Source organism: Ruminococcus sp. AM31-15AC, from assembly GCF_003462045.1.
Classification (GTDB): domain Bacteria; phylum Bacillota; class Clostridia; order Oscillospirales; family Ruminococcaceae; genus Hominimerdicola; species Hominimerdicola aceti.
Genome location: NZ_QTYG01000021.1, coordinates 1 through 15372 on the forward strand (window position 1 = coordinate 1; position 15372 = coordinate 15372).

General features: G+C 45.7%; 13 protein-coding genes and 2 pseudogenes. 14 read left to right on the forward strand and 1 reads right to left on the reverse strand.

Translation table 11 applies throughout. The annotated features are described in order from the left end of the window. Positions 1–187: 187 nt before the first annotated feature. A complete protein-coding gene (locus DW793_RS07545; protein WP_118157527.1) occupies positions 188–1465 on the reverse strand; it encodes a glycoside hydrolase family 5 protein in 1278 nt (425 codons plus the stop codon). 371 nt (positions 1466–1836) lie between these two features. On the opposite strand from DW793_RS07545, the pseudogene DW793_RS15645 reads away from it, so the two are divergent. The 14 genes and pseudogenes from DW793_RS15645 to DW793_RS07605 all read left to right on the forward strand — a co-directional run bounded on the left by DW793_RS15645 (position 1837) and on the right by DW793_RS07605 (position 15361). Further along, positions 1837–2891: pseudogene (locus DW793_RS15645) on the forward strand (cation diffusion facilitator family transporter). Between the two features lie 277 nt (positions 2892–3168). Beyond that, positions 3169–3372: a DUF1858 domain-containing protein gene (locus DW793_RS07555; protein WP_022288179.1), complete on the forward strand. Its 204-nt coding sequence runs from the start codon at positions 3169–3171 to the stop codon at positions 3370–3372. A gap of 75 nt (positions 3373–3447) precedes the next feature. Continuing rightward, the gene (locus tag DW793_RS07560; protein ID WP_118157528.1) at positions 3448–4119 is read left to right on the forward strand and encodes a class I SAM-dependent methyltransferase; all 672 of its coding nucleotides are present in this window, start codon (positions 3448–3450) and stop codon (positions 4117–4119) included. 23 nt (positions 4120–4142) lie between these two features. Further along, entirely contained in the window at positions 4143–4628 is a 486-nt protein-coding gene (locus tag DW793_RS07565) for a hypothetical protein (RefSeq protein ID WP_118157529.1), read from the forward strand. Further along, complete coding sequence (locus tag DW793_RS07570) at positions 4612–5373, forward strand: Nif3-like dinuclear metal center hexameric protein (protein ID WP_118157530.1); 762 nt, start codon at positions 4612–4614, stop codon at positions 5371–5373. The genes DW793_RS07565 and DW793_RS07570 overlap by 17 nt, the downstream gene beginning before the upstream one ends. Positions 5374–5389: 16 nt before the next feature. Continuing rightward, entirely contained in the window at positions 5390–7141 is a 1752-nt protein-coding gene (locus DW793_RS07575) for an Rqc2 family fibronectin-binding protein (protein ID WP_118157531.1), read from the forward strand. A gap of 249 nt (positions 7142–7390) precedes the next feature. Next, positions 7391–9679, forward strand: coding sequence for an NPXTG-anchored protein (locus DW793_RS07580; protein WP_118157532.1), 2289 nt, complete (start codon positions 7391–7393; stop codon positions 9677–9679). Between the two features lie 79 nt (positions 9680–9758). Next, on the forward strand, positions 9759–11195 hold the full coding sequence (locus DW793_RS07585) for a hypothetical protein (RefSeq protein WP_118157533.1): 1437 nt from the start codon (positions 9759–9761) through the stop codon (positions 11193–11195). Positions 11196–11197: 2 nt separating this feature from the next. Further along, positions 11198–11737: a DUF4430 domain-containing protein gene (locus tag DW793_RS07590; protein WP_118157534.1), complete on the forward strand. Its 540-nt coding sequence runs from the start codon at positions 11198–11200 to the stop codon at positions 11735–11737. A 10-nt stretch (positions 11738–11747) separates the two neighbouring features. Next, positions 11748–13448 carry a prenyltransferase/squalene oxidase repeat-containing protein gene (locus DW793_RS07595; protein ID WP_181988320.1) on the forward strand — a complete coding sequence of 567 codons (1701 nt, stop codon included), beginning with the start codon at positions 11748–11750 and terminating at the stop codon, positions 13446–13448. A gap of 16 nt (positions 13449–13464) precedes the next feature. Further along, positions 13465–13740, forward strand: coding sequence for an AAA family ATPase (locus DW793_RS15925; protein ID WP_390624666.1), 276 nt, complete (start codon positions 13465–13467; stop codon positions 13738–13740). Then, a pseudogene (locus tag DW793_RS15930) lies at positions 13629–13886 on the forward strand (AAA family ATPase); the annotation flags it as partial. The gene DW793_RS15925 and the pseudogene DW793_RS15930, both read left to right, overlap by 112 nt. 177 nt (positions 13887–14063) lie before the next feature. Further along, the gene (locus DW793_RS15935) at positions 14064–14393 is read left to right on the forward strand and encodes an AAA family ATPase (RefSeq protein ID WP_390624669.1); all 330 of its coding nucleotides are present in this window, start codon (positions 14064–14066) and stop codon (positions 14391–14393) included. Beyond that, positions 14393–15361 (forward strand): DUF58 domain-containing protein, encoded by a 969-nt coding sequence (locus DW793_RS07605; RefSeq protein ID WP_118157536.1) that lies wholly within the window; start codon positions 14393–14395, stop codon positions 15359–15361. The genes DW793_RS15935 and DW793_RS07605 overlap by 1 nt, the downstream gene beginning before the upstream one ends. The last annotated feature ends 11 nt before the right edge of the window (positions 15362–15372 follow it).

Genomic DNA, 15372 nt, shown 5'->3' on the forward strand with positions numbered 1-15372 from the left:
AAAATTCAGCCAAAATAGTTATTTTTGCGATCTGGCATAAAAAAGAGCCGAGATTTCCCAAAAGCAGGAAATCTCGGCTCTTTGAGCGCTGTTTTTTTACAACGCCTTTATTATTTCATCATGCAGATCAAACGGGCGAACGCTGTTCGCCCCTACAAATGTATCAGCATATTTGCGTGTGAAAAACTTATGAAGCCTTTGCGCTCTTTCTGACCTCTGTGTAGCCTGCCGGTGACGGGATCTCATAATCGTCTGTGGAGTTTATGGCTCTCATCATGCCTGCGATAAGGTCAGGCTGTGTGATAGTGTAGTCAAATCTGTTTATGATGCCAAAGCCCTTGTTGCCGTTGTAGCCGTTGTCCCAGTATACACAAACAACGCCGTTTTTCTTTGCCGCCTTGATAAGATATTCAGCCCAGTAGCGTCTGAACTCATTGTAGTCTGCAAACTTTTCTGTCTTGTCCTGTGCGCCAAATTCGCCGATAACAACAGGATAACCTTGACTTACAAACTTCTCGTTAAGAAGTGCCATTTGGCTGTCAACATGATCCTCCTGACCCCAGTTGTCATAATTCTTTACTGCATATTTGCCCCACTGAGTTTTTGCGGTCTTGTTCTCGTCAATAGTGAAATTGAATGGGTCATAATAGTGAACTGATATCATGATACGCTTGCCGTCAGCCTTGCAGCCGTTGTCAGTCGGTATCTTGAAGTTGTAATCATCTCCTGCTGTGTATTCAATATTTGTGTTCCAGCCCGGCAGCAGCAGCCAGCGCTTTTCATTGTTTGAGCCTGTGGCTCTCACTGAGTCAACAAATATTTGATTGTATGCGTTTATGTTCTCATAAGCATTAGCGTCAGGCTTGCCGTAGTCGTTGTTGAATTCTTCGTTCATGGACTCGAAGATAAGGTGCTGGTCGTAGTCTTTGAAACGGTCTGCTATCTGAGTCCAAACCTTGCCGTACTTGTCCTTTATCTCGGTCTGCTTGTCATCGTCTTCAGCACAAAGCAACCAACTGTGGTCAACTGTGTAATATCCGTCACCATGCATATTAACTATAGCGAACATATCGTTGTCAACAACATAGTCAACGACCTCCTGAACTCTGTCCAGCCAGTCAGTGTCTATCTTGTAGTCAGGACCGTCGCCTATCATGTCAAGATAAGAAACAGGTATTCTTACTGTCTTGAAACCCTGTGCCTTGACAGTGTCGATAAGCTCCTTTGTTATCTCAGGATTGCCCCAGCAAGTTTCGCTGGGAAGACCGCCGCTGGAAGCTTCAAGCTGATTGCCTAAGTTCCAGCCAAGCCCCATGGCTTCTGTTATCTGTGTCTGGTCAAGCTCTGTCCACTTCTTTGCAGTGTCTTTTGCCTCGCTGTCGGAGTTTTTTCCGCAGCCTGCCACAGCCGCTGTCATAACTCCTGCCAGCAGCAGAGCCGCAGCTCTTGATAATAACTTTCTCATTTTTTTATATAACCTCTTTCCTTTTTGCGTATGTAAACGATTAACGCTAATAACTATTATAGCACACTGCACAATTTTTTTCAATAGTGAAAAGAAAATTTTATTATGTGGTTGAAATGAGAAATAAGTGGCTGCATATTGCCTGCTGCGGCGAATATCCATATAAATAAGCATTTGCACTTGATTTTGTAATATTATGTGTTATAATAGTAGATAAACTTATAAGTTTACTTTGGTAAACAAAAGGGGATATTCATATGGCAGCACTTCTTGTAAGATTATTTATAAAAGACAGAGATAACGTGAAAGATAAAAACGTCCGAAAAAAATATGGCTACTTAGGCTCATGTACTGGTATAGTCCTTAATATCATGCTTTTCCTCGGTAAGCTTATTGCAGGACTTGTGTCAGGGGCTGTGTCCGTTATGGCGGACGCTTTTAACAACCTTTCTGACGCAGGCTCGTCTATAATGTCACTGGTTGGCTTTAAAATGGCGGCCAAAGCCGCAGATGAAGATCACCCTTTCGGTCATGGCAGAATGGAGTATATCTCAGGTCTTGTCATTTCGTTTATTATTATGATGATGAGCATTGAGCTTGGAAAATCTTCTTTTTCAAAGATCTTCGCCCATGATAAGCTTGCTTTCTCGGTAATGACCTTTGTGATACTTGGCTGCTCAGTGGCTGTGAAGCTTTGGATGTGGTATTTCTATAGAAGCTTGGAAAAAAGATAAACTCTACCTCGCTTTTCGCCTCTGCCGCTGACAGTCTTTCCGATTGTGTCGCAACAGGAGCTGTTATGCTTGCAATGGTATTCTCTGCGTTCACAGGCATAAACATAGACGGCTATGTGGGCGTTCTCGTTGCTCTCTTTATCTTCCGCTCAGGCTTTATGACCTGCAAGGACAGCGTTTCGCCGCTTCTCGGCTCAAAGCCCGATAAGGAGTTCGTTCAGGATATCGTTGATACCGCAATGAGCTTTCCTGAGATAATCGGTATCCATGATCTGCTCATACATGATTATGGCGTAGGGAATACCGTTATCTCCTTTCATGCTGAAGTGCCATGCGAAATGGACTTTATGGCGGCTCATGAGCTTATAGACGATCTTGAGGATAGCATGAAAGAAAAATATCACTGCGCAGTGTCTATACATATGGATCCGGTGGCAGATCATGACGAGCAAACTATCGAAACTAAAAAGATAGTAACAGACGTTGTGAAGTCTATCGACCAATGCCTTAGCATACACGATTTCAGAATGACAAAGGGAGAAAACCGTGAAAATCTTATTTTTGACGTGGTAGTGCCTTTTGATTTCAGACTTTCAGACAGCGAGGTAAAAGCAAAAATATCAAAACGGCTCACAGAATTTGACGGAAGATATAACGCTGTTATAAATGTTGATAAGGGCGATACATTATAATATATAAGGCAACACCGCACAAAGCCCGCCTGACGGCTTTGCACGCCATCTGCTTGCAGATTTTCCGTCATATCACACAAAAATCCCTTGACATACGACAGTATGCCTGCGGAATTTTTATGCAATCTGACAAAAAATCTGACTACGCATCTGACGCACAATCTTTGTGCGGTATTGCCTTAAAAAAGACTTGCTTTTTTTCTCAGGATTGGTTATAATATAGGTATAACGCAAAGCGTTTGCGGTGCGTGGTCTATCATGATAGGAGGAATATAAAATGGCATTCACAGTTACAAAGGATACTATTATAGGCGATATAATGGACGCTGATGAAAATACAGCACCATACTTTATGGAAATGGGTATGCACTGTCTGTTCTGCCCAGCGTCAAGAGGCGAAACTCTTGAAGAGGCTTGTGCTGTTCATGGCGTTCCTGTTGAGGAAATGCTCGAAAAGCTCAACAAGCATTTTGCAGAATAAGCGTTTGGAACTACTTTCGCCGCCCAGCCGCCTTTTCAGGGGGCGAGCGGCGATTTTTTTCTTTGGAGGAAAGCTTTGGATAAAAGACTTGTGACCTGTGCAAAGCTTTGTACAGGAGATTTTGTATGCGACGTGGGGACAGATCACGGTTATCTGCCCTGCTTTATGATAAAGGAAAATATGTGCAAAAAGGCTCTAGCTTGTGATGTTGCACCAATGCCGCTAAAGTCGGCTGAGAAGCATATCAACCGTGAGGGGCTTTCAGACCGCATTGGAACAGTGCTGTCAGACGGGCTTGACAATGTTCCCCCAGAGGGCATAACGGACGTTGTTATGGCAGGCATGGGCGGCGAGCTTATTGCAAGACTGCTTGAAAAATGTCCGTGGGTGAAAAACGGAGTCAACCTCGTTTTACAGCCTATGACAAAATGGGACGTGCTTAGAAAGTGGCTTTATGACAACGGCTTTGAGGTGAAAAAAGAGCTTGCCTGCACAGAGGGGCTGTTTGCATATTCTGTCATGCAGGCGGTGTATATAGGTAAAATGCCGTCTTATGAATGTGATGACAGATATTTGCAGTTTGGCTTTGTTAAGCCTGAGGGCGTGGGAAAAGAGTATATCGCAAGGCAGGCAAAAAGAATTTTTGTTGCAGGCAGCGGAATGATGAAGTCTGAGGACAAAAAGGAACTGGGAGAAAGGCTTGTTAAGCTTGCACAGAGCGAGCTTGAAACGTTGAAAAAAATATGATACAAAAAAACATGGGGGCAAAAATGAAATTTCTGAAAGCTTTAGGGATAGGTATAGCGACCCAACTTTCCGTAACGATACTGTCAGTAATTCTGTTGCTTGCATGCTGTTCCGTAAGTCCCGGCGGTGCAAGCGTGATATTAAGCGGCGTTGTTGCTTTGGGTGCGTATATAGGTTTTTATTTTAAATTTAAGAAACCAAACGTGGGCAAAGCCTTTTACTGGCTCAGCTTTGCGTTTATACCGCTTGTTATACATACCATTGTTATGGTTTTGGGATATATTTATTGCGAAAAAGATGTGGCAGTGGCTTTGTCCAGCGGCGAAAGATTTCCTGCATTAAATTTCTTGCCTTTTGAGGCTATGCTTCCTGCATTGTTTGTTCTTATAGTGGTGGTATTTATCACGGGCTTTTACGAACTTCTTGACGCAGTTATCAAGGACAGAAATATCCCTGACAGCACATCAGACACACAAAAAGGAGCTGACAAAAATGACAACAGTTTATGATATTTATAGTTTTATAGAGGATTTAGCCCCATACCGCTTGCAGGAGGGCTATGACAACAGCGGTCTTAATGTGGGGGAAATGTCCGCTGAGGTAAGGAGCGTGCTGGTGGCGCTTGATTGCACCGCAGAGGTGGCAAGAGAGGCTTGTCAGCGTGACTTTGACCTTGTTCTCACCCACCACCCTGTTATTTTCAGAGGACTAAAGACTCTCGTGCCCAACGATCCTGCTGTGATACTTGCGGCAGGGGGAAAGAACGCTCTTTCCATGCACACAAATTTCGACTCCGCAGAGGGCGGAATGAATGACGTGCTTTGCAAAATGCTTGGTCTTAAACCTGAGAGTGCTTTGCATGAAGAGCATGGCGTGGGCTGTGGATATGTATGCAAATGTGACGGCATGAACGTCCGTGAGCTTGCACAGAGAGCAAAGGACGTTCTCGGCTGTAGAGTAGTCCGTTTCAGCGGCGGCGAGCGTGAGATAAGGCGTGTGGGAGTATGCTCAGGCTCAGGCGGTTCGTTTTTGGCTGACGCCGCAGGAAAAGACTGTCAGGTGCTTTTGACAGGTGACGTGAAGCATGACGTTTTTATAGACGGCGGGAATATGGGTGTTTCTGTTATAGACGCAGGTCATTTCTATACGGAAAATATCTTCTGCGAGTTTATCGCCAACGAGCTGAGAAACAAGTTCAGCGATCTGAGAGTAGAGATAGCCGTAAGCAACAGGGATATAGTTGAAGTAATATAAAAAGCAGGTAAGTAAAATGGCATTGGACGGAATTTATCTGAGCTTGCTCAGAAAAGAATTTGACCCTCTTATTGACGGCAGGGTGGATAAGATACACCAGCCTTCACGAGAGGAGCTTATAATGACTATCCGCACTAAAGAGGGTGCGCAGAAGCTTATGTTCAGCACAGGTGCAGGCTCGGCAAGGGTTCATATAACAACGGCGGATATAGAGAATCCGAAAACACCGCCTATGTTCTGTATGCTCATGAGAAAGCATCTTGCAGGAGGCAGACTCACTGCCATTAGGCAGGACGGCTTTGAGCGTATACTTTTCTTTGACTTTGAAGCCACCAACGAAATGGGCGACAGGGTGAATCTCACCCTTGCGGCGGAGATAATGGGCAGGCGTTCAAATCTTATCCTCTATCGTGAGGACGGCAGGATAATAGACAGCATAAAGCGTGTGGGACAGGAAATGTCATCAGTGAGAATGGTTCTTCCCGGTGCGCAGTATACTTTGCCCCCAAGAGAGCAAAGGCTGAATCTTATGGAATGTACAAAAGAAGAGCTTCTTGCAAAGATAGCCGAAAACCCCACGGCGGAGCTTTCAAAGGCAATAATGAAAACGCTTGAGGGCATTTCACCAGTGTTCGCAAGGGAAGCTGTGTTCTTTGCGGCAAGGGGTGCTGAGATAACAGCCGAACAGCTAAGCGGAGACACTGCGGACAGGCTGTGGTTTTATTTTTCAAAAGTCCGTGACAGCATAAATGACGGCACTAACGTCTACACAGTGCTGAAAACAAAAGAGGGTAATCTGAAAGATTTCTGTTTCTGCGATATCACGCAGTATGGTGCGCTCATGGTGACAAAAAGCTTTGAGTCGCCAAGCGTTCTGCTTGACTATTTCTATGCGGAGAGGGATTCCCTTTCAAGAATAAAGCAGAAAGCCAACGACCTTTTCAAGCTTCTTATAAACACCTCCGAGAGAACTCAAAGGCGTGTGCAAAATCAGCGTGAAGAGCTTAAAGAGTGCAAGGATAGGGAAAAATACCGCATTTACGGTGACCTTATCACTTCAAATCTCTATGCACTTGAAAAGGGCATGGCATATGCTGAGGTGCAGGACTTTTATGACGAGAACTGCCCTACAGTGAAGATACCTCTTGACAAAAGGCTTACGCCAACACAGAATGCACAGAAGTATTATAAGGAGTACAGAAAGCTCGACACCGCAGAGAAAAAGCTCACTGTGCTTATTGCAGAGGGCGAGCAGGAGGTCAAGTATCTGGATTCTGTTTTCGATTCTCTCACGAGGGCGCAGACGGAGGGGGATATAGCCGAGCTTCGTGAGGAGCTTTTTCAGGAGGGCTATGTAAAGCGTTCAAAGTTCAAGGGCAAGCCTCCAAAGGCTCTGCCGCCTATAAGATACCGTTCTTCTGACGGATATGAAATAAGGGTAGGCAGGAACAATAAACAGAACGACCGCCTCACCTGCAAGGAAGCAGAGAAAACTGACCTTTGGCTCCACGTCAAGGATATTACAGGAAGCCACGTTATCGTCACCTGCGATGGGGAAATGCCACCTGACAGAACAATAGAGGAAGCGGCAATAATCGCCGCCTGCAACTCAAAGGGAAGAAATTCCTCCAGAGTGGACGTCGACTACACTTTCATAAGAAACGTGAAAAAGCCAAACGGCTCAAAGCCGGGCATGGTTATTTTTACAAACAACTACACTATCACTGTCAAGCCTGACACGGAGCTGGAGGAGAAACTGAGGGTATAGCCTAAAACTATATCCAACAAAGTTTCAGCCTATGAGTTTATGAAAATGCCACAAAAACGGCGTTGTATCGGGCTTATTAGTGGTGTAAAAAGGTTATTGAATAATCCATAGCGATATGGTATAATTATCATGATGTGAATATTAAGAAAGCACAGTTTGAAAAGTTGTTAGCTGAGTAGAGCGTGTCAGGGCGAAAGCCTTGCCGTCAGGGAAGCAGGTCCAAATCCTGCACAACCGCCATTACTGTGTTTGACAGGCTTTTTGTGCACTGTCATAAGTCAGGTATCTGCTGTGTTTTCGTTGACTATTTCTGTCTTGGGCGATGAAGATGACGGTCTGCTTTATCGCTGTGCAGGCAGTAAAGCGGATAGAATGCTTTTTCGTTTCGGCGGAAAGGCATTTTTTGCTGTGGTCGGGGTGTTCATAAAAAGTGCATTGACGGCGGAACAGTGTGTATCAACGAAAGGACAGAAAAGAATGAAGAAGAAAATTTTGAGAACAGCCAGCTTCGCTCTTGCGACTGCTCTTAGTCTGAGCGTGTGTGTAAGCGCATTTGTTTCAGACGGAACAAACAACAACGTAACAACATCAGTTCTCCCTGACAGTGCGGATAACGCAGTGCTTAACTGGGCAACTAAGGTAGGAAAAAGCTGGAACGATGGTCCGTCGCCTGTGGCTATCGTTGGAGATAATATCGTTTATACATCCGGCGACAAGCTCATGAGAATGAATAAGGAAACGGGCGTTGTGGATTCAGTAGTTGGACAGCGAGCAGGCACAAACAGCTACGCTATCCAGCCTGTTACTTATGCAGACGGCATGATATTCTCAGCCTTTAACGGCGGAATTCAGGCATTTGACGCTGACACACTCGAGTCGCTGTGGGTATACAAGGACAGCGTGGGCGGTCAGTCTGTAAGCCCTATCTACTATAATGACGGCTGTATCTACACAGGCTTCTGCAACTATGGTTCAGGAAAAAACGATCAGTATGTTTGCATAGACGTTAAGGACGAAGATCCTGACACAACAGATGAAGAGAAGTCACCAAAGTGGATATTCACAAACAAAAGCGGTTTCTATTGGGCAGGCGCATATGCAACTGACGATTTTGTCGTTCTCGGCATGGAAAATGCAAAGGCAAACACTACCGACCCTGCAAGAATAGTTACTCTTGACAAAAACTCAGGAAGCGTTATAGATACTGAGTATACAGTAGGCGGAGGAGTAAGAAGCACTATTTCTTACGATAAGGATACAGACGCTTATTATTTCACATCTAACGGGGGCTATTTCTATAAGGCAACAATAGACGATGAGGGCAATTTCACAAAGCTTGACAGCATCCCACTTGGTGGCGCAAGCACATCATCTCCTACAGTTCTTAACGGCAGAGCTTATGTTGGCGTAAACGGCTCAGGCTGGGGCAACTATAAGGGCAGTGCTATCGCAGTTATCGACCTTGACAGTTTTGAGATAGCATACAAGGCAGAAACAAAGGGCTATCCACAGACATCAGGTCTTGGCGTTGTGAATGAGAACGGCTATAACTATGTTTACTTCTCAGAGAACGCATCAGCAGGCGCTATCCGCTATGTAAAGGATAAAAAGGGCGTAACAGAAGTTCTTGACGCTCAGATAGTAAACGGAAAGAAAACAGCTCCGTCACTTTTCACACCAACGGGCGCTCAGGCACAGTACGCTATAGCTGACCTTGTTGCAGACGAAAACGGCACTATCTACTTCAAGAACGATTCAGGCTGCATAATGGCTGTCGGCTCAGAGGTGGAAAAGCTTGTGACCGAGAATGCTAAGACAGTATGCAAAGAGGGCGAAGCTTATGACGCTTCCGACTTGAAGGTTTACGCAGTTCTCAAAAACGGTGTGAAGAAGGACGTTACAGATTATGTGACTATCGACGATACTGCTCTTACAGCAGACGATGATTTCGTTACTGTTACATACAAGTATGGTATGTACAGAGATAAGACAAACGAGGGCGCTGCAAACACAACAGGCGTTGCCGTTTCACCTGTTGAAGCAACTATCGACGTAACAGTTCTTGCAGCAGAGGATTATGACAGCGTAAAGGCTGTTGAGAAGCTTATCAGTGACCTTGGCGAGATAACACTTGACAGCGAGAATGACATCAAGGCAGCAAGAGTCGCTTATGACGCGCTTGGCGACCTTAAGGAATATGTAGGCAATGTTGACGCTCTTACGGCCGCAGAGGAAAAGCTTGAAGAACTCAAGACACCAAGCTCTTCATCAGAAGCAGAAAGCTCTGTAAGCTCATCTGACGTATCTTCCGAAAGCACAGTATCTTCTGCAAACTCTGAGGATACATCTTCTGCCACTTCATCAGCCGCAGAGTCAGTAAGCAGTGCTGACACATCAAAGGCGGCTGACAGCTCATCAAAGACAGCAAATAACGCAGGTGCGGCTAACCCTAACACAGGTGCGACAGCAGGCGTTTGCGTAGCAGGTCTTGCACTTCTTATCAGCGGAGCTCTTACAGTTTCAAGAAAGAGAAAGTAAAAAATTAAGACAATTAAGATATAAGTTATTTTGCAGGATACTCGCCCTCTATTTTCAGGGGGCGGGCATTTTCTGTGATATGAAAAGTGAGAATATTATGAAAAAGCATACACAAAAAAACAGGCAAATAATAATGCTGTCAGCAGCGGCGTTTTTTATCGCAGCGGCTTTTTTGTGTATGCGTTTTTATAATATGAGCAGTTATAAGACACCTGAAAATCCGTTTTCAGTACTGTCTGAAAGCCTTGCGGAGGAGGACGGACAGGGCGGAGAAGGCTATGAAACAAGCTCTCAGCCAAAGGACGAAAGTTCAGATATGGACAGCTCACAGGCAGATGACAGTGATAACACTGATAGCAGCGACAGCAATACAGATACAACAGAAAGCTCTCCGCAGGCTGACAAAAGCGACGGAAATTCCCCGACAGTAAATGGCGGGAACACAAATGTTACCATAAATGTCCAAGGCGAAAATAAGTCTGACGAGGTAAAGAAAAAGCCTGACAGCAAGACCGAAACTGTCAAAAAGAACACCGACACAGAATATTTCACCACCTCTATAAAAGAGGGCGAGCGTGTAAAAAAGCCACTCTATGAGTTCACAATAACACATAAAAACAAGGCTCTCACAGTGCAAAAAGTTCAGGTCACTGTGAACGGCAGCGTTGTAAATCAGTTCTCGGGCAGCGTTACCCTTCACGCAGGAAAAAACACTATCCGTGTTGCCTGCACCTATACCGACAAAAGCGGTCAGGTGAAAAGGGCTTATAAGGACTATACAGTTTATTTTGACAAAAAGGAGATAACCTTTGACACCGACCTTGCGGATAAGGATACTGACACAGAAAGCATAACATTTTCAGCCACAGCTTTTTATGGCGGTGATAAAATACCTTTGACGGTTAAAGTCAACGGTGAAAAGCTTTCAGGCGATGAAACTTTTACAGCACAGCTTTCTGAGGGCGAGAATACTATAACTCTCTCTGCGGAAAAGGACGGCTCAAAGGCTGAAAAAAGCTTTAAGATAAAATACACTCCTGCGGAGTTTTCAATTGATACCGATCTTTATGACCGCACTGTAAATGACGCCGATTTTAGCTTCTATGCGAGAATGAAAGGTCAAAGCGGCAGTGCAAAGCTAAGCGTTATTCTAAACGGCAAAAAGCTTTCGGGCAGAGATAATTATACCTGCACCCTCCAAAGCGGTGATAACCGTATAAGGCTTTATGCAAAAGACGGTGACAAAAAAATAGACAGATATTTCACTGTCACCTATGTACCCATTGCTGATGATACCACAAGACCTGAGATAACGTATATAAACGTCACCAACGGACAGACAGTGAAAGGCTCGGGCTTCACCCTCAGATTTAACGCACAGGACTATCAGGCGGAAGGATATATGCCGACAAGACCGAGGTCTGGCTCAATGGGCTTTCTGTTGAGTGTATCGCACAGGACAGGAACTCAGCCTATTATCTCCAGCTTTCGGGCGGGGCAAATCTTCTTGAAATAAGGGTGTATGACCCCGAGGGCAGATATGCGGATCATGCCTATACCATAAATTCTGTCAGCGCACAAAAGGGCGAGCAGACAGGCGTTATAACAATGAGCATTGATGCTGATACCATAGGGCTTGGACAGCTTGCCGCAGGCTCAGAGGTGGCAATATACGAGGGTGACACAGGCGTTGACGTTATAGAGCGTTTTCTTCAGCAAAACGGCTTCACAGGTGACTTTACAGGCAAGGACGATCAGAGATATCTAAGTCGAATACACAAAAGCGGTGCGTTTTCAGGTGGAGCAGTAAACAGCGAGCTTGCGGAGCTTATAAAAAATGATGGCATTGCAGACAGTGGCACACAGTATGCCGACAGCCTTGGAGAATTTGACTACACCTACGGCTCAGGCTGGGTGTACACTGTAAACGGCAATATGCCTGCATACGGCATGGGCAAGGTGAACTTCACCGACGGCGACACTGTTAGGCTTGCGTTCACAGTTGCCTACGGAAGAGATATAACAGGTTCACAGGATAGCTATGACAAAACATGGTAGGAGGATATCGTTGAAAACGAGAGGTTTTCTTGACAGATTAGTGGTGGTGTTTGCAGGGGCAGTAATGCTTCTGACAAATGTTCCTGCGGTGAATGCAGATAACGCAGATAAAAGGGACAGGATAACTGAAAGCGCAGAAAAGGTCTGTCAGTGGCAGCGTGACAAAATGGGCATTTCTCAGGACGAGAGCATTTTTTCGGGGGATTTTCTGCAAAACGCAGGCATAGGAAGCTCCGATTGGCTTGCCATAGGCATTTCACGCTTTGGTTTTGAGGAGGACTATGAGGCTTATCTCACTGCGCTTTCTCAGCGTGTGAAAGCTCTTTCAGATACCGACAACGCTACCGAGTGGCAGAGGTGCGCTATAACAGCCTCCGCAATGGGAGGCGACCCTGCCGACCTTGAGGGCATGGACCTTGTAAAAGGCGGTGTTTACGGCAGAGATGAAAATAATTCCGTAGGCAAACAGGGTCTTAACGGCTGGATATTTGCACTTTTGACCCTTGATACAATGGGCTACAAGACCCCGGAGGGTGCAGAGTTTGACAGAGAGCGTATACTTGACGAGATAGTTTCCGTTCAGAATACCGATGGCGGCTTTTCGCTGTCAAAAGGTGAAAGCGATATCGACATCACCGCAATGGCTTTGCAGGCGATCGCTCCATATTACAATGATTTTTCCCGTGACGATGTTAGAAAAAGCGTTGACAAAGCGGTGGAGTATCTAAGCGGCAAGCAGGACAGCTCAGGAACGTTCGGAAGCGCAGAAGCTGATTCGCAGGTAGTAATAGCACTTTGCTCGCTTGGTATAGACCCCGAAGCTGACAGCCGTTTTGTGAAAAGTTCCGACCTTTTGACCGCCCTGCTTTCCTATCAGAACGGCGACGGTGGATTTTCACATGAAAAGGGCGGCGATTCTGACGAGCTTGCCACAGGGCAGGCGCTTTGCGCACTTGCGGCACAAAAGCGTTTTGAACTTACGATGCGACGTATTTACGATATGAGAGAGGAGCTTTCAGTTCTACAGCGTGAAAAGCTTGACGGCATAAACGGCAGGCTTTCGGATATCTCAGACGAAGAGAGCGCAGAAAAAGCCTTGAAGCTTTTCAATGACCTTGATTGTGACGAACGCACATATGTGAGATACGGTGCAGAGCTTGAAAATGCGGCAGAAAAATACAGCCTGACCTTGAGCGACAGGGCTTTCACAGAGGAGCTTGCACAGACAGACCATGGGAACGGCTGTATATACAGTATCGAGAAAACGGAAATATGTAAGGGCAAGAAAGGCTTTACAAAAAGCGACAGTAACAAGCTTGAAGCCCTGAGAAAAAACGGCGTTACTTCGGGGGACTGCACTGTCACAGCGGTGCTTTTAGCCCATGCAAAGGCTGACGAGAGTCTTTCGGACAGGGATAAGATAATATCAGAGCTTGAAGAAATGAATGCCAAAGCAAACGGGCTTTACAGTGAGATATCAGACCTTAACAGTATCATAAGCCGTGAGCTTTATCCTGTTGATAGTGTTGGAAAAGACAAAAAGGAACTTATGGAAAAGACCGCAGAGAGGATAAAAAAGCTTCCTGAAAGCGAGCGGAAAAAGGTCACTTCTGCTGACGAGATAATAAAAGAGGCGGAGGATAAAAACGTGACAGTGTATGTGATATCTGCGGCAGCGGTGCTGTGCGCAGTGGGAGTTTCACAGTGGTAAGAAAGAAGGGTAAAAAATGCGTGAGATAACAGATGAAGTGAAAAAGGTCATAATCGGCAAGGACGAAGTGGTGGATATGGTGTTCGCCGCAATTTTGGCGCAGGGTCATGTGCTTATGGAGGACGTTCCGGGCGTGGGAAAAACTACTCTTGCGGTGGCGTTTTCAAAGGCTTTGGGGCTGAAACAAAGAGGATACAGTTCACCCCTGATACTGTGGCTTCCGACATCACAGGCTATACGGCTTTTGACAGACAGGCGCAGGGCTTTACTTTCCACAGCGGTGCGGCAATGACGAATATACTTCTTGCAGACGAAATAAACAGAACCTCAGGCAAGACGCAATCTGCCCTTTTGGAGGTCATGGAGGAGCGGGCCTGCACAGTTGACGGCAGAACATATCCTCTGCCTGAGCCTTTTGCAGTGATAGCAACACAAAACCCTACAGGCACAGTTGGCACGGCGGCACTGCCTGTTTCACAGCTTGACAGATTTATGATAAAGCTTTCAATGGGCTATCCTGACAAAGCGGCAATGCGAAGCATAATGTCAGACCGAAGCAGTTCAGACCCACTGGCAGATGTGAAAGCCGTCTGCACCGCTGAAAAGCTTATAGAAATGCAGAAAAAGGCAAAGGCTGTTTTTGTTGACGACAGCGTTTATGACTACATCTCAGACCTTTGCGACGCCACAAGGCATAATGAAAATATTTCTCTGGGCGTATCCCCAAGAGGTGCTTTGGCACTTTGCAGGATAGCAAAGGCGTGGGCGTGCTATAAGGGCAGAGAATATGTCGTTCCCCAGGACGTAAGAGATTTTTTTTCCCATGTTTGCAGCCACAGGATATCTCTTTCTGCAAAGGGACGGCTTTCAGGACTTGCGGCAGAAAGTGTGCTTGACGAGATACTTGGCAGCGTAAAATGCCCTGAGAATGAGGAAAAACGCTGATGAAGAGTCTATGCTTCTGCCTTTGCACAGCTTTGGGCATACTGCTTTTTGTGCTGAAAAAGCCCATTGGCATATCGGTGCTTGGGCTGTGCGCAGTGCTTTTTGTATTGTCAGTATGTGTAAATATATTCTCGAAGAAAAAGCTGTCAGCAACACTGGTAAGCGACGGCACAGGCTTGAAAAATAAGGACATGAGCCTTAAATTTATCTTCACAGGAACTTGCGGCGAATACAGCAGTAAACTGCGGCTTAGAAATATGCTCACAGGACAGTGTGAGGACATAAAGGTGCATTTTATCATCAGCAGAGAGCCTGCTCAGGTGGATATCACTGTAAAAAGCGACACCTGCGGAAAGATAAAAGCAGAGATTTTGACACTCCGAGCCTTTGATCTTATAGGGCTAACGTGGAAAAAGGCGCAGTGCGAAATAAAGGGCAGTGTGAACATAATGCCTGATGCTGCAGAGATAGATGAGAGCGAGGAAGCAAAGCTCAAGGAAGCCCTTGAAAGCGACTTTTTCAGCAATGAAAACGAGGGCTTTGACCACAGCGAGCCTATTGGAATAAGAGAATATCGTCAGGGGGACAGCTATAAATCGGTGCATTGGAAGCTGTCTTTCAGACTCGGTGATATCTACGTCCGTGAATATGGCGAGCCTGTTACTGACAGCCTTTGTATCTACGTTGAAACAGGCGGAAATGTCCCCGCAACGGATTATGACCGCATTGCTGCAAAGGCACTGAGCCTTTCAATGTATCTTTCTGACTGTGGCATAGGGCATTACATGGCGTTTTACAGCTTTTCTCAGCAGAGAAAAGTTTTCGAGCATATCGACAGCGCAGACAGCTTCACTGTCGCTCTGGACAGCCTTCTTTCTTCACAGCCTGAGCAGGGAAAAGAGCGACTGACGGAGTTTTCAGAGCTGTTTGAAAGAAGCGGTATAAGCCGTGTTATCGAGATAAAATAGTAAAAGAGGTG

Excerpts from the sequence above, each read along its gene's own strand:
- DW793_RS07545 (WP_118157527.1), bottom strand. The coding sequence starts at position 1,465 with ATGAGAAAGTTATTATCAAGAGCTGCGGCTCTGCTGCTGGCAGGAGTT.
- DW793_RS07555 (WP_022288179.1), top strand. The coding sequence starts at position 3,169 with ATGGCATTCACAGTTACAAAGGATACTATTATAGGCGATATAATGGAC.
- DW793_RS07565 (WP_118157529.1), top strand. The coding sequence starts at position 4,143 with ATGAAATTTCTGAAAGCTTTAGGGATAGGTATAGCGACCCAACTTTCC.
- DW793_RS07570 (WP_118157530.1), top strand. The coding sequence starts at position 4,612 with ATGACAACAGTTTATGATATTTATAGTTTTATAGAGGATTTAGCCCCA.
- DW793_RS07575 (WP_118157531.1), top strand. The coding sequence starts at position 5,390 with ATGGCATTGGACGGAATTTATCTGAGCTTGCTCAGAAAAGAATTTGAC.
- DW793_RS07585 (WP_118157533.1), top strand. The coding sequence starts at position 9,759 with ATGAAAAGTGAGAATATTATGAAAAAGCATACACAAAAAAACAGGCAA.
- DW793_RS15925 (WP_390624666.1), top strand. The coding sequence starts at position 13,465 with ATGCGTGAGATAACAGATGAAGTGAAAAAGGTCATAATCGGCAAGGAC.
- DW793_RS15935 (WP_390624669.1), top strand. The coding sequence starts at position 14,064 with ATGCAGAAAAAGGCAAAGGCTGTTTTTGTTGACGACAGCGTTTATGAC.
- DW793_RS07605 (WP_118157536.1), top strand. The coding sequence starts at position 14,393 with ATGAAGAGTCTATGCTTCTGCCTTTGCACAGCTTTGGGCATACTGCTT.